This window comes from Roseateles sp. P5_E8 (assembly GCF_054177665.1).
On the sequence record NZ_JBGCUM010000033.1, the window covers coordinates 1 to 19,414 of the forward strand.

At 68.3% G+C, this 19,414-nt stretch carries 17 protein-coding genes; 12 read left to right on the plus strand and 5 right to left on the minus strand.

What is annotated here, in order from left to right; genetic code table 11:
* Together ACXRVZ_RS18180 and ACXRVZ_RS18185 are read left to right on the plus strand one after the other, a co-directional pair.
* Window positions 1-3,922: beta strand repeat-containing protein (locus ACXRVZ_RS18180; RefSeq protein ID WP_458232670.1), on the plus strand; the 3,922-nt coding region annotated here is incomplete at its 5' end.
* A 23-nt stretch (window positions 3,923-3,945) separates the two neighbouring features.
* On the plus strand, window positions 3,946-4,626 hold the full coding sequence (locus ACXRVZ_RS18185; protein WP_457417816.1) for a DNA alkylation repair protein: 681 nt from the start codon (window positions 3,946-3,948) through the stop codon (window positions 4,624-4,626).
* On the opposite strand, the gene ACXRVZ_RS18190 is transcribed toward ACXRVZ_RS18185, so the two are convergent.
* Complete coding sequence (locus ACXRVZ_RS18190; RefSeq protein WP_458232671.1) at window positions 4,608-6,206, minus strand: phosphoethanolamine transferase; 1,599 nt, start codon at window positions 6,204-6,206, stop codon at window positions 4,608-4,610. The two genes, ACXRVZ_RS18185 and ACXRVZ_RS18190, sit on opposite strands and share 19 nt — an antisense overlap.
* A 232-nt stretch (window positions 6,207-6,438) precedes the next feature.
* On the opposite strand from ACXRVZ_RS18190, the gene ACXRVZ_RS18195 reads away from it, so the two are divergent.
* Window positions 6,439-6,642 carry a hypothetical protein gene (locus ACXRVZ_RS18195; RefSeq protein WP_457417820.1) on the plus strand — a complete coding sequence of 68 codons (204 nt, stop codon included), beginning with the start codon at window positions 6,439-6,441 and terminating at the stop codon, window positions 6,640-6,642.
* 2 nt (window positions 6,643-6,644) lie between these two features.
* Here ACXRVZ_RS18195 and ACXRVZ_RS18200 read toward each other — a convergent pair whose 3' ends face one another.
* Window positions 6,645-8,708 (minus strand): oxidoreductase, encoded by a 2,064-nt coding sequence (locus ACXRVZ_RS18200; RefSeq protein ID WP_458232672.1) that lies wholly within the window; start codon window positions 8,706-8,708, stop codon window positions 6,645-6,647.
* 194 nt (window positions 8,709-8,902) lie between these two features.
* On the opposite strand from ACXRVZ_RS18200, the gene ACXRVZ_RS18205 reads away from it, so the two are divergent.
* The 4 genes from ACXRVZ_RS18205 (at window position 8,903) to ACXRVZ_RS18220 (ending at window position 11,674) form a co-directional block, all read left to right on the plus strand.
* A complete protein-coding gene (locus ACXRVZ_RS18205; protein ID WP_457417824.1) occupies window positions 8,903-10,237 on the plus strand; it encodes a DUF4397 domain-containing protein in 1,335 nt (444 codons plus the stop codon).
* 81 nt (window positions 10,238-10,318) lie between these two features.
* Complete coding sequence (locus ACXRVZ_RS18210; RefSeq protein ID WP_457417826.1) at window positions 10,319-11,008, plus strand: hypothetical protein; 690 nt, start codon at window positions 10,319-10,321, stop codon at window positions 11,006-11,008.
* Window positions 11,009-11,024: 16 nt separating this feature from the next.
* Entirely contained in the window at window positions 11,025-11,438 is a 414-nt protein-coding gene (locus tag ACXRVZ_RS18215; RefSeq protein WP_457417828.1) for a DUF1801 domain-containing protein, read from the plus strand.
* On the plus strand, window positions 11,435-11,674 hold the full coding sequence (locus ACXRVZ_RS18220) for a cysteine-rich CWC family protein (RefSeq protein ID WP_457417830.1): 240 nt from the start codon (window positions 11,435-11,437) through the stop codon (window positions 11,672-11,674). Before ACXRVZ_RS18215 ends, ACXRVZ_RS18220 begins: the two co-directional genes overlap by 4 nt.
* A 107-nt stretch (window positions 11,675-11,781) precedes the next feature.
* Here ACXRVZ_RS18220 and ACXRVZ_RS18225 read toward each other — a convergent pair whose 3' ends face one another.
* Window positions 11,782-12,234 (minus strand): nuclear transport factor 2 family protein, encoded by a 453-nt coding sequence (locus ACXRVZ_RS18225; protein WP_457417832.1) that lies wholly within the window; start codon window positions 12,232-12,234, stop codon window positions 11,782-11,784.
* A 97-nt stretch (window positions 12,235-12,331) separates the two neighbouring features.
* On the opposite strand from ACXRVZ_RS18225, the gene ACXRVZ_RS18230 reads away from it, so the two are divergent.
* The 4 genes from ACXRVZ_RS18230 to ACXRVZ_RS18245 all read left to right on the plus strand — a co-directional run bounded on the left by ACXRVZ_RS18230 (window position 12,332) and on the right by ACXRVZ_RS18245 (window position 16,268).
* The gene (locus ACXRVZ_RS18230; protein ID WP_457417834.1) at window positions 12,332-13,093 is read left to right on the plus strand and encodes a TetR/AcrR family transcriptional regulator; all 762 of its coding nucleotides are present in this window, start codon (window positions 12,332-12,334) and stop codon (window positions 13,091-13,093) included.
* A gap of 7 nt (window positions 13,094-13,100) precedes the next feature.
* Window positions 13,101-13,973: a DMT family transporter gene (locus ACXRVZ_RS18235; RefSeq protein ID WP_457417836.1), complete on the plus strand. Its 873-nt coding sequence runs from the start codon at window positions 13,101-13,103 to the stop codon at window positions 13,971-13,973.
* 70 nt (window positions 13,974-14,043) lie between these two features.
* Window positions 14,044-15,705, plus strand: a complete 1,662-nt coding sequence (locus tag ACXRVZ_RS18240; protein ID WP_458232673.1) for a long-chain-fatty-acid--CoA ligase — start codon at window positions 14,044-14,046, stop codon at window positions 15,703-15,705.
* Entirely contained in the window at window positions 15,702-16,268 is a 567-nt protein-coding gene (locus tag ACXRVZ_RS18245) for a nucleotidyltransferase family protein (protein ID WP_457417839.1), read from the plus strand. The genes ACXRVZ_RS18240 and ACXRVZ_RS18245 overlap by 4 nt, the downstream gene beginning before the upstream one ends.
* Before the next feature lie 193 nt (window positions 16,269-16,461).
* Here the strand turns inward: ACXRVZ_RS18245 and ACXRVZ_RS18250 are convergent, their stop codons facing one another.
* Both ACXRVZ_RS18250 and ACXRVZ_RS18255 read right to left on the minus strand, forming a co-directional pair.
* The gene (locus tag ACXRVZ_RS18250; protein WP_457418399.1) at window positions 16,462-17,094 is read right to left on the minus strand and encodes an isochorismatase family protein; all 633 of its coding nucleotides are present in this window, start codon (window positions 17,092-17,094) and stop codon (window positions 16,462-16,464) included.
* A 345-nt stretch (window positions 17,095-17,439) separates the two neighbouring features.
* Window positions 17,440-18,315: a pirin family protein gene (locus ACXRVZ_RS18255; RefSeq protein ID WP_457417841.1), complete on the minus strand. Its 876-nt coding sequence runs from the start codon at window positions 18,313-18,315 to the stop codon at window positions 17,440-17,442.
* Window positions 18,316-18,468: 153 nt separating this feature from the next.
* On the opposite strand from ACXRVZ_RS18255, the gene ACXRVZ_RS18260 reads away from it, so the two are divergent.
* Window positions 18,469-19,392, plus strand: a complete 924-nt coding sequence (locus ACXRVZ_RS18260) for a LysR family transcriptional regulator (protein ID WP_457417843.1) — start codon at window positions 18,469-18,471, stop codon at window positions 19,390-19,392.
* Window positions 19,393-19,414 lie beyond the last annotated feature (22 nt).

Below are 19,414 nucleotides of genomic sequence, written 5' to 3' on the forward strand. Positions count from 1 at the left end.
CGACGGCAACAACACCGCCACGCTGGGCACCGGCTCGGCGGGCTTCACCGGCATGGTGTCGGGCGACGCGCTGACCGTCGCCACCGGCAGCGGCACGTTCGCGGACAAGAACGTGGCCACCGGCAAGACGGTGAGCATCGCCGGCCTGACGCTGGGCGGCACGGACGCCGGCAACTACACGCTGACCAGCACGACGGCGTCGACGACGGCCAACATCACGCCAGCCACCATCGCGGCCATTACCGGCATCACCGCAGCCAACAAGGTCTACGACACGACCACGGCGGCAACGCTGAGCATCGGCGCCGCGGGCTTCACCGGCATGGTCGGTGGCGACACGCTGACCGTGGCGACGTCGACCGGCAACTTCGTCGACAAGAACGCGGCCACCGGCAAGACGGTCAACATCACCGGTCTGACGCTCGGCGGTGCGGACGCTGGCAACTACACGCTGGCAGCCACTACCGCGACGACCACCGCCGACATCAGCAAGGCAGCGATGGCGGCCATCACCGGCATCACGGCGGCCAACAAGGTCTATGACGGCAACAACACGGCTACGCTGAACACGGGCGCGGCCGGCTTCACCGGCCTGCTGGCGGGCGACTCGGTCAACGTGGCCACGTCGACCGGCACGTTCGCGGACAAGAACGTCGCCAACGGCAAGACGGTGAGCATCGCCGGCCTGACGCTGGGCGGCACGGATGCCGGCAACTACAACCTGCTGAGCACCACCGCGAGCACCACAGCCAACATCACGCCGGCCAGCATTGCGGCCATCACCGGCATCACGGCCGCCAACAAGGTCTACGACACGACGACGGCGGCAACGCTGAGCACGGGCGCAGCCGGCTTCACCGGCATGGTGACCGGCGACGTGCTGACCGTGGCTACGGCCACCGGCACCTTCGTCGACAAGAACGCCGCCACCGGCAAGACGGTCAACATCACGGGGCTGAGCCTGGGCGGCGCGGATGCCGGCAACTACGCGCTGGCCGCCACGACAGCAACGACCACGGCCGACATCACGAAGGCAGCGATGGCGGCCATCACCGGCATCACGGCGGCCAACAAGGTCTACGACGGCAACAACGTCGCCACGTTGAACACCGGTGCAGTTGGCTTCACGGGCCTGCTGGCGGGCGACACGGTCAATGTGGCCACGTCGACCGGCACGTTCGCCGACAAGAACGTCGCCAACGGCAAGACGGTCAGCATCGCCGGCCTGACGCTGGGCGGCGCCGATGCCGGCAACTACAACCTGCTGAGCACCACGGCCAGCACGACCGCCGACATCATGCCGGCCACCATCGCAGCCATCACCGGGATCACGGCGGCCAACAAGGTCTACGACACGACCACCGCAGCAACGCTGAGTACGGGTGCGGCGGGCTTTACCGGCAAGGTGACGGGCGACACGCTGACCGTGGCGACGTCCACCGGCAACTTCAGCGACAAGAACGCCGCGGTCGGCAAGACGGTGAACATCACCGGCTTGACGCTCGGTGGTGCCGACGCCGGCAACTACACGCTGGCCAGCAACACCGCCACGACCACGGCCGACATCAGCAAGGCCCAACTGGCGGCCATCACCAGCATCACCGCCGCCAACAAGGTCTATGACGGCAACACGAGCGCGGTGCTGACCACGTCGGGGGCCGGCTTCACCGGTCTGCTGGCGGGGGATGTGCTGACCGTGGCCACGGCCACGGGCGCGTTCAGCGACAAGAACGCGGCCACTGGCAAGACGGTCAACATCACGGGCCTGGCGCTCGGCGGCGCCGACGCGGGCAACTACCTGCTGCCCGTGGGAGCCACCACCACCACGGCCGACATCAGCAAGGCGACCGTCGCAGCCATCACCGGCATCACGGCGGCCAACAAGGTCTACGACGGCAACAACACGGCCACGCTGAGCACAGGCGCGGCGGGCTTCACCGGCATGGTGTCGGGCGACGTGTTGAACGTCGCCACCGGCAGCGGCACCTTCGCCGACAAGAACGTGGCCAACGGCAAGACGGTGAGCATCGCCGGCTTGAGCCTGGGCGGCACGGACGCGGGCAACTACACGCTGACCAGCACGACGGCGTCGGCGACGGCCAACATCACGGCCGCCACCATCGCGGCCATCACCGGCATCACGGCGGCCAACAAGGTCTACGACACGACGACGGCGGCGACGCTGAGCACGGGCGCGGCGGGCTTCACCGGCATGGTGACCGGCGATGCACTGACCGTGGCGACCTCGACCGGCAACTTCAGCGACAAGAACGCGGCGACCGGCAAGACGGTCAACATCACCGGCCTGACGCTGGGCGGCGCCGATGCCGGCAACTACACGCTGGCAGCGACGACGGCCACGACCACCGCCGACATCAGCAAGGCGGCGATGGCGGCCATCACCGGCATCACGGCAGCCAACAAGGTCTACGACGGCAACACCACGGCCACGCTCAGCACGGGCGCGGCCGGCTTCACCGGCCTGCTGGCGGGCGACGTGGTCAGCGTGGCCACTTCGACGGGCAACTTCAGCGACAAGAACGTGGCCAACGGCAAGACGGTGAGCATCACCGGACTGGCGCTGGGCGGCGCCGATGGTGGCAACTACGCGCTGGCATCCACTACCGCCAGCACCACGGCCGACATCACGCCGGCCACCATCGCGGCCATCACCGGCATCACGGCCGCCAACAAGGTCTACGACACGACCACGGCGGCGACGCTGAGCACGGGCAGTGCCGGCTTCACCGGCAAGGTGGCGGGCGACACACTGACTGTCGCCACCTCGACGGGCAACTTCGTCGACAAGAACGCGGCGACCGGCAAGACGGTGAACATCACCGGGCTGACGCTCGGTGGCACCGATGCCGGCAACTACACGCTGGCCAGCAACACCGCCACGACCACGGCCACGATCAGCAAGGCCGCGCTGAGCGCCGTCAACGGCATCACGGCGGCCAACAAGGTCTACGACGCCACCACGGCGGCCACCACGAACACCACGGCGGCCACGCTGACCGGTGTGCTGGCGGGCGATGCGGTGAACGTTGCCGCCGCCACAGGGACCTTCGCCAACAAGAACGTCGGCACGGCCAAGGTGGTGACGGTCGCCGTCACGCTGGGTGGCGCGGATGCGGGCAACTACTCGCTGCCCGCCACGACCGCCAGCGCCGACATCAGCCGCGCGACGCTGACCAACGTGAGCGGCATCACCGCGCTGAACAAGGTCGAGGACGGCAACGCCGTCGCCACGCTGGTCACCGACGCGGCTGTCTTCAACGGCAAGTTCGCGGGCGACGTGCTGGCCGTGACCCAGGCCAGCGGCCAGTTCGACAGCGCCCGCCCGGGGTTGAACAAGCCGGTGGCGATCACCGGCATCGGCATCGGCGGCACGGATGCGGGCAACTACACGCTGGCCAACACGACCGCCAGCACCACGGCCTCCATCCTGGGCAGGCCGCCCGTGCTGCCGACGACGTCCAACGCGCTGCCGGGCGCGCCCGGTGCGCCTGGCATCGTCAGCGCCACGCTGGACCTCGGCAACGAGGTGCTGGTGGCCGGGGCGCCGTCACTGGCGGTATCGGCGGGCGTGCCGGTGGAGATGAGGAGCCTGGTCGTCCAGGTGCTGCGCGAGCCGTCGGCGCTGCGCGGTGGCGACTATCAAGTCAACGTGCCGCGCGCCCTGGCGGGACAGGGCTTCGCCTTCACGCTGCCGATGAGCCTGCGGGGGCTCATCCAGCAAGTGGCGGGCGTGGTCCGCGTGACCCGGCCCGACGGCCGGCCCATGCCCGACTGGCTGCGCTACGACCCCGTGGCGATGCGGTTCACCGCGGCGTCGGTGCCGGCTGATGGCCTGCCGCTGCGGCTGACCATCCACCCGGGCAACCACCAGACGGCGGAGCTGTTGATCGACGTGCGCTGACCTGCCGCCGGCAGAATCCGCGCATGTCGGATGCGCGCACACATCGCCTGGACGAGGCCCTGGCCGCGCTGCACCAGCAGGCGCGGCCGGAGGCGCTCGATGCCATGGCCCGTTTCGGCCTGACCGGCGAAGGCCGCCTGGGCCTGGCCGTGCCGACGCTGCGCGCGCTGGCCCGCGAGTTCAAGCGAGACCACGCCCTGGCGCTGGCGCTGTGGGACACCGGCATCCCGGATGCGCAGATCCTGGCCGGCATGGTGGTCGAACCGGCCAGGCTGACCGTCGCGCAGATGGACCACTGGGTGGCCGGCATGCGCGCCTGGGACGTCTGCGACCAGGCCTGCACCAACGCCTTCGTGAAAAGCCCGCTGGCCTGGGATGCCGTCCCGCGCTGGGCGGCGCGCGAGCCGGAGTTCGAGAAGCGCGCCGGCTTCGCGCTGCTGGCCGTGGCGGCGGTGCACCAGAAGCAGCGGCCGGACGCCGACTTTCTCGCCCGCCTGCCGCTCATAGCAGCGGCGGCCGGCGACGAGCGCAACTTCGTCAAGAAGGCCGTGAACTGGGCGCTGCGCCAGATCGGCAAGCGCAGCCCGGGGCTACGTGAGCCTGCGCTTACTTTGGCGGAGCGGCTTTGTCAGCGTGAAGAGAAGTCGGCGCGCTGGATAGGCAGCGATGCGCGGCGGGAGCTGGGTCAACGGATCTTGTCGTAGTCCCAGCCCGGCCCGTCGATCTGCTGCAATCGGCGCGGGCGGGGTCGCCATTCCGGTGAAAGCAGGCTTTCCTGAGGGGCGATGCCATCGGCGTCGACGCCGGCGAGATCGAGCAGCGTGGGCATCACGTCGGCGTGGCTGACGGGCGCCTTGGCATGCACCGACAGCGCCGGGAAGGCGGCCGGCCAGCGGCGGCGGTAGGCGTCGTTGGCCCAGAAGAACAAGGGCACCGTCGTGTCCGCCTTGGAGGGGTCAGCCAGCGCATGCATGAAGCGCTGGCGCTCGTCGTCGAAGAGGTTCTCGCCATGGTCCGACGTGAAGACCAGCAGGGCCGGCTCGGGGTCGGCCCGCAGCCTGTCTATGACCCGCATCAGGAAATGGTCCAGCGCCACCAGCGTGTTGTCGTAGGAGTTGATGGTCTCGGCCTTGAAGCGGGGGCCCGGGTTGCCGCTGACGCCGGCGTCCGTCAAGGTGGGCGTGAACCTGCGCGACTGGGCGTCGTACTGCCGTTCGTAGGGGAAATGGCTGCCGGTCATGTGCAACGCAATGAACTGCCGCGACCCGGCCTGGCGCAGCAGCGCCTCGAACGGCGGCAGCAAGGCGGTGTCCATGCGCAGCAGGAGTTCGTACATGCCTTTTGAGAAGTCAGCCACCTGGGCGTCTCTGAACAGGTCCGAGATCTCCTGGTTCGACAGCCAGCCGGTGTGATAGCCCGCCTCCCGCATCGTGCGGACCAGGCCGCCCTGGCGGCGCGCATCGATGGTCCTGCCTACGATGCCCGGCACGGCCGCGTCGGTCCAATGCGCGGTGGAGGCGACGTCGCGGAAAAGCAGCAGCTCGTCGCGGATGGCGCTCAGGCCAGGCGTCGTGTCGCGGGCATAGCCGTAGATGCCGAGGTGGTCGGGCCTCACCGTCTCCCCGACGACCAGCACCAGATGCAGGGGCTCGTCGACCGACCCTGGGCGCGGCCGGCCGTTCAGCGAGGTCGTGCGCGGCGCGCGCCGGTCCTGCGCCATCACCCGCTGCACGCTGGACAGCAGGTTCAGCGGAAAGACCTGGTCAACGGTGTCCCGTTCGAAGAACGCCGGCAGGCTGAGCTGCTGCGGCACCGCCTGCTTCAGCAGCAACGACAAGCTTGCCGCGCCGAGCAGAAGCGCGAGCCAGAGCTTGCGACGACCGCCGGCCCAGCGCCAACGCGCGTCAAGCTGCCATGCGGCCAGCGGGTAGGCCAGGGCCAGCGCCGCCCAGCCCAGCAGCCAGGTGCCGAAGCCGCTCAACACCTGCACGCTCTGGGCGGGTGACGTGTGCATCGCCGCGGCGACCAGGGCGTCGCCGGGCGTGCTGCCAAAGCTGAGGCACAGGTAGACATAGGGTGGCAGCAGCAGCGCGACCGGCGTCCACACCAGAAAACTCGCCCGCAGGCTGCCGAGCAGCGCCGGCCCCATCGCCAGCAGCCAGAAGGACAGGCCCAGCACCGCCAGGCGCTCGCGCGCATCCAGCCCGCCGCTGCCCAGCGCCACCACGAGGYCCGGGCTCCAGAGGAAGGCGAACAGCAGCAGCGCCAGGCCGCGCTGAGCCAAGGAAGGCCGAAAGACCGGAGAGCTGGAAGGCGTGGGAAGCGTTGCAGTCGCGAACATAAATAGAACCTGACCCCATTTTCATATCCCTCTTAAGGGGGAGTTGGGGGGACGCGCCTTCACCGCCTCCCCCTTCGTCCCGCCCTCTGGGTGATGTTGCCAAAAGGGCCCGGCGCCGATGCTGAGGGTGTGACGTTCTTCAAGACGTTCAAGCCTTCAAACACCGGAGCCCGCCATGCAATTCTTCAGCGCCTCGCAGCAATCCAGGCCCCTCGCCAAGCCGCCCGTCGCCGCCTTGCCGGTTGAGGCGCAGGACCTAGAGATGAAGCCCGAAACCTGCGGCTGGTACGACTCCAGCTTCGACCTCGCCTCGGGCCTGGAAATCTCCGAGCAGGCCGACGACATGCTCTACCAGCTCTGCGAGCTGTTCATGCACTGACGCTACAAGCGGCAGGCCAGCGTCGTCCCCTGCAGGATGGCCCGCTTCGCATCCAGCTCGCCGGCCTCCAGCGCACCGCCGACCAGGTGCACGTTGACGCCCGCCACCCGCAGCGGCGCCTCCAGCTCGCGCAGCGGCTCCTGGCCGGCGCACAGCACGATGGTGTCAGCCTCGATCAACTGCGCATCCACCCGCTTCTCGCCATAGCTGACCCACAGGCCCTCGGGCGTGATCTGCTCGTAGTTGACGCTGGCCAGCATGTCGACGTTCTTCATCTTCAGCGCCGCGCGGTGGATCCAGCCGGTCGTCTTGCCCAGGCCCGCGCCCGGCTTGCCGGCCTTGCGCTGCAGCAGCGTGATCTGGCGCGTGGGCGCTTCCGGCGCCGGCCGCAGCAGCCCGGCGCGCACCTGCTCGGGGTCGCCCACGCCCCAGTGTTTGCGCCAGGCCGCCGGGTCCAGCGTCAGCGAGTGGCCGGCCTCCAGCAGGTACTCGGCCACGTCGAAGCCGATGCCGCCCGCGCCGACGATGGCCACGCGCCCGCCCACCGGCTTCTCGTGCCTCAGCACGTCGATGTAGCTCAGCACCTGGCCGCGCGCCACGCCCTCGTCCTGGCCCTTGATCTTCGGGTCGCGTGGGCTGACGCCGGTGGCCAGCAGTACCTCGTCGAAGCCCTTCAGCGCTTCGGCATCCACGCGGCAGTTCAGCCTCAGCTCCACGCCCGTGACCTCGATGCGGCGGCGGAAATAGCGCAGCGTCTCGCTGAACTCCTCCTTGCCCGGGATGCGCCTGGCCATGTTGAACTGGCCGCCGATCTCGGYCGCGCCGTCGAACAGCGTCACCGCATGGCCGCGCTCGGCCAACGTCGTCGCGGCGGCGAGACCCGCCGGCCCGGCGCCGACGACGGCGACGCGCTTCTTGCCGCCGCCCGTGACCGGCCGCACTACGATCTCCTGCTCGTAGGCCGCCCGCGGGTTGACGAGGCAGGTGGAGATCTTCTGCGCGAAGGTGTGGTCCAGGCAGGCCTGGTTGCAGGCGATGCAGGTGTTGATCTCGTCGGCCCGGCCTTGGCGCGCCTTCTGCACGAAGTGCGAGTCGGCAAGGAACGGCCGCGCCATCGACACCATGTCGGCCGAGCCATCCGCCAGCACGCCTTCGGCCACCTCCGGCGTGTTGATGCGGTTGCTGGTGATCAGTGGCGTCGTGATGCCCTCCTCCCGCAGCTTGGCCCGCAGCTTGGCAGTGACCCACGCGAAGCCCGCACGCGGCACGCTGGTGGCGATGGTCGGGATGCGCGCCTCATGCCAGCCGATGCCGGTGTTGATGATGGTCGCCCCGCCCGTGGCCACGCGCCGCGCCAGCTCGGCGACCTCTTCCCACGAACTGCCGTTGGGGATGAGGTCCAGCATCGACAGCCGGTAGATGATGATGAAGTCCGGCCCCACCGCCTCGCGCATGCGCGCCAGGATCTCCAGCGGCAGCCGCATGCGGTTCTCGTAGGAGCCGCCCCAGCCGTCCTCGCGCTGGTTGGTGTGCGTGACGAGGAACTGGTTGATGAAATAACCCTCCGAACCCATCACCTCCACGCCGTCGTAGCCGGCCTCGCGGGCCAGCTTCGCGCAGCGGATGAAGGCGCGGATCTGCCGCTCGATGCCGCGCGCCGACAGCTCGCGCGGCGTGAAGGGCGTGATCGGGCTCTGGATGCGCGACGGCGCCACGCACAGCGGCGAATAGCCATAACGGCCCGTGTGCAGGATCTGCAGCGCGATCTTGCCGCCCTCGGCATGCACGGCATCTGTGATGAGCTTGTGGCGCCGCGCCGCGCCCGAGGTCGCCAGCGTGCCGGCGAACGGCTTGGCCCAGCCCTCGATGTTGGGCGCGAAGCCGCCCGTCACGATCAGCCCCACCTCGCCCCGCGCCCGCTCGGCGAAGAACACGGCCATGCGCTCGAAGTGTTTTCGCCCGTCCTCCAGGCCGGTATGCATGCTGCCCATCAGCACGCGGTTCTTCAGCGTCGTGAAGCCCAGGTCCAGCGGCGCGAGGAGGTGGGGATAGTTCATCCGGCCCATGCTACCCAGCGCAGCACCGCCCAAATTGGAGGGTTCTCCTTAGGGCAGCAAGGCTCGGCAGCAACAGTTCTTCACCCGCCGCTAGATGGCGGCAATGGGGACATCGCCGGCTTAGGTTCTAATCGCCGGTCTGCGTTCTTGGCCGCACCTTTGTCAACAAGGCCTGGCGTTCTGGTTTTTTCGGAGAGTTCTCGATGCGATTCACCCCCTGGGCCACCCGTCTGGTCCTGACGCTGAGCTTGTCGGCCACGGCCCTCCTGACCGCCTGTGGCGGCAAGGGCGGCGGCGGCAGCAACACACAAGTGCGCCTGCTCAATGCCACGCGCTCCTATTCCCAACTGGATCTGACGGTCAACGACAAGACCATCAACAGCAAGGTGGCCTACGCCGCGGCTGGTGAATACGGCTCGGTCGACACCGGCAGTACAGCCACCAAGGTGCTGACCAGCGACGTCGGCACCAGCATCTCGGCCACGACGCCCACGCTCACCGCGGACAGCAACTACACCTACATCAGCTACGGCTTTGCCGGTGCGATTCGCACGACGCTGCTGCAGGAAGCCGAGACCGTCCCCGAGGCCAACAAGGCCAAGCTGCTGGTCCTGAACCTGGCCCCCGACGCCGGCGCTCTGGACGTCTACGTCACCACCGCCACCGAGTCGCTGGACACCGCCACCGCGTTGACCACCAACCTGGCCGGCGGCTCCGGCAGCGGCTACATCCAGATCAACTCGGGCAGCTTCCGCGTCCGTGTCACCGGCTACAACAAGCGCACCGACCTGCGCCTGGACATCCCGGCCGTCACGCTCGACTCGGCCAGCGTCAACACGCTGATCCTGACCGCCTCCGAAGGCGGCGTGCTGGTCAACGGCATCAAGCTGATCCAGAAGGGTGCCGTCGCTAACTTCGCCAACACGCAGAGCCGCGTGCGCACCGTCGCCGCGCTGACCGGCGCCGGCACGGTGGCTTCTTCCATCACCAGCGGTGGTGTCACCCAGCAGATGTTCAGCAGCGCCATCAGCCCGCTGATCAGCGACTACATCACCACCGCTGCCGGCAGCGGCGCACTCAGCTATGCCGCCAGCGGCACGAGCAAGACCGCGACGATCCCGCTGACCGCCGGCAAGGACACGACGCTGCTGGTCTGGGGTGACCCGACTGACCCCAAGCTGTCCGTGATCGACGACGACAACCGCCTGCCCACGGTCAGCGGCAACGTCAAGGTCCGCCTCATCAACGCCATCGCCGCGCAGAGCTCCGGCGTGTCGCTGAACGTTGACTTCAGCGCCGTCGCATCCAATGTGCTGCCGGGTACGACTTCCCTGCCCAACAGCATCTCGTCGACGGCAAGCTCGCAGGTGGACGTGACGGTGCCGACGTCCTCGTCGTCCATCTACACGAACGCCACGCTGGCCTTCCCGGCCAACAGCGTCTGGACCTTCTTCGCGGTGCCGACCACCACGACGCCTGGAACGACGACCTCGCCGGTCCCCTTCCTGAGCGCCCTGCCCAAGCGCGAGCGCCCGTAAGCCTCAAGGCTTCGTCTCGCAAAGCCCCCGTGCCTACCGGCCGGGGGCTTTTTCATGTCCGGCTGGCGCGAAGATGGCGCCATGCCCGCGCCCCAACGTGTTCACCTGCAGCGCCTGCGCCAGCTCTGGCGCAGCGCCGGCTGGCCCTGCCAGGACCTCGTCGAGATCGAGCTGCTCGCGGCCGGCTGGGTCGAGCGCCTGCTTGAGCCCGACGGCCGCGAACGCCTGCGTGTGACCGACCTCGGCGTGGCGCTGATCGCCGACTCCCTGACCCGCAACCGCGCCGCGCGGGACGCGCACGAACTGCTCGTCGAACGCGTCGCCGTCGAGATGCAGCGTGCCGGCCGCATCGCCTGGCGCGGGTTGGCCTTGCGCGCCGGCTTGCCCCAGGAGGACGGCAAGACGCTCTGGGTCAACGCCATGCCCGACGTCTATTCCATCCGCCACAGCACCGTCGAGGACTACCTCGAACCCGCCATCCACGAGATCAAGGTCAGCCGCGCCGACTTGCTGGGTGAGCTGCGCCGGCCGGCCAAGTCCGCCGCCTACCGGGCCCTGTGCGGCCAGTGCTGGTTCGTCATCAAGGCCGGCATCGCCGAGGCCGAGGAGATCCCGCCCGACTACGGCGTGCTGATCGGCCACGCCGGCCACCTTGAACTGGCCCGGCCCGCACCCCGGCGCGCCTGCAAGCCCGACTTCGCCACCTGGATGGCCCTGGCCCGCGCCACGCCGCTACTGCCCCCCGACGACGATCCACAATCACCGCTCTGAACCGGAGCCGCCCGCCATGGCCGCAGCCAACAAGACAGTCCCGACCGACGCCGACGTCGAGGCCTACCTCGGCGCCCAGCCCGAGGCGCGCGCTGCCGACTGCCGGGCCCTGGCCGCGCTGATGCAGCGCGTCAGCGGCCACCCGCCCGTCATGTGGGGCCGCATGGTCGGCTTCGGCCACCATCACTACGTCTACGACAGCGGCCGCGAGGGCGACATCTTCGAGATCGGCTTCGCCAGCGGTGCCGGCGGCAAGGGCGACATCAGCCTCTACCTGAACGCCACCGGTGCCGCCCGCAGCGCCCTGCTGGCCAGGCTGGGCAAGCACCGAGAAGGCAAGGGTTGCGTCTACATCAAGCGCCTGTCCGACGTCGACGCCGACGTGCTGGGCCAGCTCTGCGATGCGGCGCTGCGCGAGGTGCGCGCGTGAGCAGCGCCCTGCTGGCCGCCACCTGCCCGCGCTGCGGCGGTGGCTTCGAGTGCGGCGTCAATGCGGGCCACTGCGCCTGCTTCGGCATCCGCCTGAACGATGCGTTGCGCGCCGAGCTGGCCGAGCGCTACCCCGGCAACTGCCTGTGCCTGCGCTGCCTGCGCGAGTTCATCGACGCGGATGAGAGGGTGGGAGGCCATCCGGTGCGCCCGAGAGGTCTTCCCAAAGCGCCTTGATCTAGGCGCAAAGCACAGCCGTAGCCCGGTCTACGGCGAGCATTTGCAACGACGAGCAGGGTGTTTTGGGGAGTCAAAGCGGGTGTGCTGGATGGCCTCTCACCCTCTTAGCCCGTGATCGGCTCGGCCAGCGCCTCCGGCTGACCAGCGGCGGCCACCTCGGCCAGATAGCCCGCCAGCCGGGCCGTGTCGCAATGCACCGTCAGTGAGTGGACGCGGCCCCAGCGCAGCTCGAACTCGTGCATGCCCACATTGCTGCCCTCGCCGCCGCCGGGCAGCCGGAAGCGGTCGCGCCAGCTGACGACGGCGCGCGTTCGCCAGGGCCAGCCGCTGACCCAGACGCCGTCCAGCTCGAAGCGCAGCCCCGGCAGCAGGCGCTGCAGCCGCGCGTACCAGCGCGTCGTCGCGGCCAGGTCGCGGCGTTCGCCGCCCAGCGCATGGGCGCCCACCATGCGGTGCCGGTGCGCCGCGGCGAACTGGGCCGGGATGCCGTCGTAGCGCCCCGCGTTCAGCTCGGCAAACGCCGTCCGCAGCTTGCGTTCGACGATGGCGTGATACATGGCAGCTCCTTTCGTCTTGCGGGCCAAACAATGATCTTGACGATGTCAAGATTGACGCAGTATCTACCTCGATCTTGCGCGTGGCAAGATGCACCGGATGCCCAAGGCCGCCCTGCCCAAAAAGACCATGCCCGCCCTGTCGGCCGCGCCGACCGGCGCCGCCAAGCCAAGTGCTGGCGCGCGCGCGGCCGCAGCGCCAGCCAGGCCGGCCGCCAAATCCGCGGCCAAACCCGCTGCCAAGCCGGCCGTCGAGCGCGCCCCACGCCCACGCGCCAAGCCGGCTGGCAGCTACCACCATGGCGATCTGCGCGAAACGCTGCTCGACGCGGCCGAGGCGCTGCTGGCTCAGCGCGGCGCCTCGGCCTTGAGCCTGCGCGACGTGGCGCGCGGGGCCGGCGTGTCGCATGCGGCGCCCTACCACCACTTCGCCGGCCTGCCCGAGCTGCTCGCCGCGCTGGCCGAGCGCAGCTTCCAGCAGCTCGGCGCGGCCATGCAGGCCGGCGTCGCCGCCCACCCGGTCGATGCGCGCGAGCAGCTGCTCGCCATCGCCACGGCCTATGTCGAGTTCGCGCGCCGCCGGCCGGCCCGCTTTCGGCTGATGTTCGGCCCCGTGCTGGCCTCGCGCAGCCAGCACCCGGGCCTGGACCGCGCTGCCGAGGCGTCCTTCCGTGTGCTGCTTGATGCCGCCACGCGCTTCGACGCCACCGCCGGCCCCTTGATCGCACTGACCGGCTGGAGCCTGGCCCACGGCCTGTCGCATCTGAGCCTGGACGCCGCCTTCGCCGGCCTGCCGCTTCCTGGCCCGCTGCCCGAGCCGGCCGAGCTGGTGCGGCTGATGAGCGCCCGCCTCTTGGCATGATGGCCCCATGTCCCTGCTCGACCGCATCGCCCCGCCCCTGTTCATCTTCATCTGGGCCACCGGCTACATCGTCGCCAAGCTGGCCGCGCCGTACGCGGACCCGCTGACCTTCCTGAGCTGGCGCTATGCCGGCGTCGTCGTGCTGATGCTGGGCCTGGCCTTCGCCGCGCGGGCGCAGTGGCCGAGCCGGCGCGAGATGTTGCACCTGGCCGTCGCCGGCATCGCCATCCAGGCGCTCTATCTCGGCGGCGTCTGGGTCGCCATCCGCCAGGGCCTGCCGGCGGGCACGGCGGCGCTCATCGTCAACCTGCAGCCGGTGCTGGTGGCCGGGCTGGCGCCGCTGATCGGCGAGCGCGTCGCGCCGCGCCAGTGGCAGGGCGTGGCGCTGGGCCTGGCCGGCGTCGTGCTCGTCATCTGGCACAAGCTCAACCTCGGCGCCGGCTTCGGCCCGCCACTGCTGCTGTGCCTGATGGCGCTGCTGGCCATCACCGGCGGCACGCTGTACCAGAAGCGCTTCGTGCCGCACTTCGACCTGCGCACCGGCCAGGTGGTGCAGTTCATGGCCTCGCTGGCCGTCACGCTGCCGCTGGCCTGGGCGTTCGAGCCGATGCGCATCGAGTGGAACGCGCATGTGCTCGTCGCCATGGCCTGGAGCATCCTCGTGCTGACGGCCGGCGGCATCAGCCTGATGTTCCACATGCTGCGCCATGGCCGCGTCACGGCCGTCACGAGCACCATGTATCTGGTGCCCTCTGTCACCTCGGTGATGGCGTGGCTGCTGTTCGGCGACACACTCGGCGCACAAGCCATCGCCGGCATGGGTGTGACGCTGCTGGGCGTCTATCTGGTGGTGGCCAAAAGACCGGAGACCTCCGCATGAGCCCTGCACGGCCGCCCGAAAGGGCTCATTCCCGCTTGGCGGGACAGCGCGTAGCGCGAAGGGTGCACGTATGACCCGCGCCCATCACAAGTTCTGGCCCGCCCGCGTACCTCACGCGATCGCCCCGCCGGCCACGGCCCTGCCCGACAACCTGCTGGTCAGCGCGCGCCGCTTTCCGCACCGGCCCGCCCTCGTCTTCCTGGGACACACGACAACCTACGCCGAGCTGGCCGCGCAGGTCGCGCGCCTGGCCGCGTGGCTGGCCGAGCGCGGCATCCGCAAGGGCGACCGCGTGCTCGTCGGCCTGCAGAACTGCCCGCAGCTCGTCGTCGCCCATTGCGCCATCCTCAGCGCCAACGCCGTCATCGTGCCGGTCAACCCGATGAACAAGGCGGCGGAGCTGCGGCACCTCATCGAGGACAGCGGCGGCGTGCTCGCCATCACCAGTGCCGACCTCAGCGCCGAATGGCTGTCCGCCGGCATGGCCGCCAAGGACCTGCTCGTCACGCGCCTGGCCGAAGTGCTGCCCGGCGGGCGCACCGATGGCCAGGGCTTGCCGGCCGGCTGGGCCGACTGGCTTAATGCCGACATCGCCTTGCCCGACGGTGCCCCCACCTGGGCAGACGCCCTGGCCTGCACCGCCGCGCCGCCCGTGCTGGACGTGGGCGCCGATGACCTCGCGCTGCTGGGCTACACCAGCGGCACCACCGGCAACCCCAAGGGCTGCATGCACCGGCACAGCAGCCTGCAGCACAACGTCTTCGCCGGCGCGCTGTGGGCCAACGTCTGCCACGAGGACGTGGTGCTGGGTGTCGTGCCCATGTTCCACATCACCGGCATGGTCGTCGTCATGCACGGCACGCTCGCCGCGGGGGCCTGCCTGGTGCTGATGCCGCGCTGGCAGCGCGAGTACGCGGCCCGCCTCATCGCCACCTACCGCGTCACGCGCTGGACCAACATCCCCACCATGGTCATCGACCTGCTCGCCAGCCCGCAGGTGGACAGCTTCAACCTGAGCAGCATCGTCACCATCGGCGGCGGCGGTGCGGCCATGCCGCAGGCCATCGCCGAGCGGCTGTGGCAGCGCTACGGCCTGCGCTACATGGAAGGCTACGGCCTCACCGAGACCGCCGCGCCCAGCCATGGCAACCCCTACGACGCGCCCAAGCAGCAATGCCTGGGCGTGCCCTATCTGAGCTGCGACGCCCGCGTCGTCGACCCCGACACGCTGCGCGAGCTGCCGGTCGGAGAGGCCGGCGAAATCATCGTCCACGGCCCCATGGTCTTTGACGGTTATTGGCGCCAGCCTGAGGCCACGCGCGCCGTCTTCATCGAGTTCGAGGGCAAAAGCTTCTTCCGCACCGGCGACATCGGTTTCGTCGACGCCGACGGCTACTTCTTCATGACCGACCGCCTCAAGCGCATGATCAACGCGWSSGGCTTCAAGGTCTGGCCGGCCGAGGTGGAGAACCTCATGCACGCACACCCCGGCATCGCCGAAGCCTGCATCGTCTCCGCGCCCGACGCCTACCGCGGCGAGACCGTCAAGGCCGTCATCGTCAAGCGCGCGGGGCACGAGGCGTTGACGGAAGAAGAGCTGCGCGACTGGTGCCGCGCCAACATGGCCGCCTACAAGGTGCCGGCCCGCATCCAGTTCGTCGACAGCCTGCCCAAGAGCGGCGCGGGCAAGGTGATGTGGCGGGCCTTGCAGGAGCGGGAACGCGACCGGTGAGCGATGTCGCACGCGTGACCGCACTGGTGCGTGAGACCCCGTGGTTCATGGCCGCGCTGCATGCCGGCCGCGAGCTGGGCCTGGCGCAATGGTGCATAGGCGCCGGCGCGCTGCGCAACCTCGTGTGGGACGCGCTGCACGGCCAGCCGCGTTCCGAGCTGGCCGATGTGGACCTCGCCTACTTCTGCGCGCACGACCTCAGCCCTGCGCGTGACGCGGCGCTGCAAGCCCGCCTCACCGAACTCTGCCCCGGCCTGCCCTGGGAAGTGACCAACCAGGCCGGCGTGCACCTGTGGTTCGAGCGCCATTTCGGCCATGCCGTTGAACCGTTGTGCTCGCTGGACGAGGCCATCGCCAGCTGGCCCGAGCCGGCCACGGCGGTGGGTGTCTGGCTGGACGGCGTCGACGCGCTGCACGTCATCGCGCCCCATGGCCTCGCCGACCTGCTGAGCATGCGCATCCGCCGCAATCCGCTGCGCGTCAGCATCGACACCTACCGGCAGCGCTGCGAGGGCAAGCGCTACACCGAGCGGTGGCCACGGGTGGTGGTCGAGGTCGCGTGAGGGGCGGCTTTGCAGCGGTGCTGCCGTTCGTTGCCCTCGCTCGAACTCACGCAAACCGCCAATAAGCGGTCTTCACGACAACTGGCGCTGGCGCATTGGCGACAGCCACCGCCGTCGACCTCTTCGGACAGCGCTACGGAAGGCTGAGGGGCCACCTGTCGCCAGGTGGCCCAAGTCCAGTTTTTGTCTGAAGCTATTTCACGGCTTTCTGTGCCGCGTAATAGCTTTCAAACAACGCCCCATATGCGGGTTCGACGTGGTCGACAAAGACTTTGGCGAATTCCATCGCGTCTGGGCGATTCCACGTGTGCATCACCTCCGTAATCGCCGCGAATGTGTCAATTGGCATTGCGCCCGCCTGCGTGACCCGGGCAATGGAGATGTCGGTTGCCATCTTCGACCAATTACCCGAGGCATCCACGATGCAGAACACTTTGTATCCCTCTGCGAGGGCGCTGAGTGCAGGAAATACCATGCAAATGCTCGTGAGCGTGCCTGCGATGAGCAGTGTCTTCCGCTTGGTCTTCTCGATGGCTTCGACAAAGGGGCGGTGATCCCACGCGTTGATCGGGCCGTTACGCGGAACGTACACCGCATCGGGGTTGCTCAGAAGGATGTCGGGAATGCTCGGGCCATTAGCACCGTCGGGAACTGATGCCGTTACAACGGTCGGGATCTTGGCGATCTTCGCTACCTTCGCAAGCGCAACTACGTTGTTGCGGAGTTCCCTGTACTCCATATCACGGACCAACTGGAACAAGCCGCTCTGATGATCTATCAGCAGCAACACAGCATCGTTGGGCTCAATCATCCACTTGTTTGTCATGTCATTTCCTTTGGTTTTGGAGCTGGATACACCGCCTGCATCAGTGGCGGCTTTGTTTGCTGCTGTCGCCGCCGTTGTCAGCAATGTCGCTCCGCCAACTGCGGCGCCGCTAATAAGCATCTCTCTACGCTTCATGTGATTCTCCGATGGGCTGATACTTTCAAATGGGGAACTAGATGTGCTGTTCTAGGCTGCGGGGGATCGTGCATTCCAGCGCATGAATATGTCGTCGGCCAGTACGTGCGTCATGGTGCGGCCCAGGTGGGCAAATAACTTCAATTGGTTGGTTGCTGAATTCGCAAATAACTCGGTGGGAACCGAGCGGTCGACACCGATGACGGTGCTTTAGCCGATCCGCTTGTCACGCCGCAACTCAGCGCCGATGCGCTGAATCTCGGCCTCCCCCTGTGCGAGGGCGGCCTTGCTGGTGTGCACCGAGTAGTAGCCCATCACCAAGTCGTGTGGATGCTTCACCGCCGAGCCGAGGACGAAGGACGTGTCGCCGTGGGCGACGAAGTCGATGGCTTGCTCCGATTCCTCGAACACGGCGAGTTCACCGGTGCCCACCATCCCATTCACGTCGACTCCTCCCGCGCTGACCGCAAACCAGGCCACGGTGTGGCCGGCGGGCGGCGTGTACCGCCAGCGTCCGCCGTCCTTCAAGCTCACGGCCAAGTAGTTCATGCCCGAAGGCGCTGGAATCGGGCTATGGGCCTTGCCGTAGCTTCCCAGCAGCACACGAGCCGGGCCTTCGTGTGGAACATCTGAAGGTGCCAGGTAAAGGCTTTCCGCGTGTGCGTTCTCTTCCGAGGGCGGCAAGGCGACCCAGAGTTGAAAGCCCGACATCTGCACGTCGCCGACGGGTGCACCGATGTGCCACACGCCGTTGCCTGAGCGCATCCACTCCACGCCGCCAGCGGGCAGCACGCCCTTCTTGCCGGTCGTGTCTTCGTAGCGAAGGTTGCCTGTCATCACGAAGGTCAGCGTGGCGATGCCCGAATGCGGATGCATTGCGAAACCCTGGCTGCCAACATCGGGGTCGAAACTGTTGAGGTCGAGAAACACGAACGGCTTCAAGAGCTTGCCGAGGTCACTCGGGCTCACCAGCCGCGTGATCGGTCCATGGGTGCTTCCATGCGTGCGGTGGACGATGGCCCGCACGCCGGCGCTCGATGCTTGATCGAGGGTCGGATTGCCAGAAATGGCTTGTGATGCGGTCATCGGTCGTCCTTGGCTTTGATGTGAAGTGCGCTCGGCGAAGGCATGACGCCTGGGCTGCTGCATTCGATGCGTGAACGATAGGAGCGCTAGGATCGATGTACTAGGCGGTGCTATCGGAGTGCATCCGTCCAAAAATCGAATGAATAGGTGCTCATGCTCGATCTGAACGACATCGCCTTGTTCGTGCGCGTCGTGCGCAGCGGCAGCTTTGCGGGCGCGGCGCGGCAGCTTGGCGTGCCATCGAACACCGTCAGCAGGCGCGTCCAGGGGCTCGAGCAACACCTCGGCACCCGGCTGTTGCAACGCTCGACCCGCAAGCTCACGCTCACCAGCGCAGGCGAGGAGTTCAACGCGCGTTGCGCCGGTCTGGTCACCGGACTTTTCGAAGCCGGGCAAGAGCTGAGCTCGGGAAGCCGGGAGCCGAGTGGACTTGTTCGCGTTGGCGCCCCGGCCGACTTTCTCGACTTGTTCGTGATGGAGTGGATCGCCGAGTTCCTGGCAACTTATCCCAAGGTTCGACTCGCCTTGGTGCTGAGCGATTCAAAGGCGGACCTGATCGCGGATCGCATCGACGTGGCGTTTCGTGGCGGTCCCCTTGAGGACTCGGCATACGTCGGGCGGCATGTGTTCTGCACCGGCAACGACGGCCTGGTGGCCAGCCCGGGCTACCTGGCAGCGAGGGGTGCGCCCAACGCGCTACAGGACCTGCTGGAACACGATTGCGTGACGTTCACACAGTCTGGCAGCAGTGATGCGACCTGGCGGTTGGCCGGACCAGACGGCATCGATGAGGCTGTGCAGGTTGCCGCTCGCTTCAGCGGCAACACGGCGCAGGCCCTTCGCAAGGCCACGCTGGCTGGGCTGGGGATCACGCTGCTTCCGAGGGCCGTCATCATCAATGACCTGCGGGCCGGACGCCTTGTTCCCGTGCTGCCCGAATACCAGCGTCCCGGACACGGCCTCACTGTGCTCTACCCCAGTCGGCGTCATCTGCCCCTGGCGGTGTCGGCGTTCATTGATCTCGTCGTCGAGAAACTCGGCCAACTGGATGCGACCTTGACACCGCAGCCACCGTAGGTTGCCAGGCAGGCACGCGGTG

Excerpts from the sequence above, each read along its gene's own strand:
- ACXRVZ_RS18185 (WP_457417816.1), top strand. The coding sequence starts at position 3,946 with ATGTCGGATGCGCGCACACATCGCCTGGACGAGGCCCTGGCCGCGCTG.
- ACXRVZ_RS18195 (WP_457417820.1), top strand. The coding sequence starts at position 6,439 with ATGCAATTCTTCAGCGCCTCGCAGCAATCCAGGCCCCTCGCCAAGCCG.
- ACXRVZ_RS18205 (WP_457417824.1), top strand. The coding sequence starts at position 8,903 with ATGCGATTCACCCCCTGGGCCACCCGTCTGGTCCTGACGCTGAGCTTG.
- ACXRVZ_RS18210 (WP_457417826.1), top strand. The coding sequence starts at position 10,319 with ATGCCCGCGCCCCAACGTGTTCACCTGCAGCGCCTGCGCCAGCTCTGG.
- ACXRVZ_RS18215 (WP_457417828.1), top strand. The coding sequence starts at position 11,025 with ATGGCCGCAGCCAACAAGACAGTCCCGACCGACGCCGACGTCGAGGCC.
- ACXRVZ_RS18225 (WP_457417832.1), bottom strand. The coding sequence starts at position 12,234 with ATGTATCACGCCATCGTCGAACGCAAGCTGCGGACGGCGTTTGCCGAG.
- ACXRVZ_RS18230 (WP_457417834.1), top strand. The coding sequence starts at position 12,332 with ATGCCCAAGGCCGCCCTGCCCAAAAAGACCATGCCCGCCCTGTCGGCC.
- ACXRVZ_RS18235 (WP_457417836.1), top strand. The coding sequence starts at position 13,101 with ATGTCCCTGCTCGACCGCATCGCCCCGCCCCTGTTCATCTTCATCTGG.
- ACXRVZ_RS18250 (WP_457418399.1), bottom strand. The coding sequence starts at position 17,094 with ATGACAAACAAGTGGATGATTGAGCCCAACGATGCTGTGTTGCTGCTG.
- ACXRVZ_RS18255 (WP_457417841.1), bottom strand. The coding sequence starts at position 18,315 with ATGACCGCATCACAAGCCATTTCTGGCAATCCGACCCTCGATCAAGCA.
- ACXRVZ_RS18260 (WP_457417843.1), top strand. The coding sequence starts at position 18,469 with ATGCTCGATCTGAACGACATCGCCTTGTTCGTGCGCGTCGTGCGCAGC.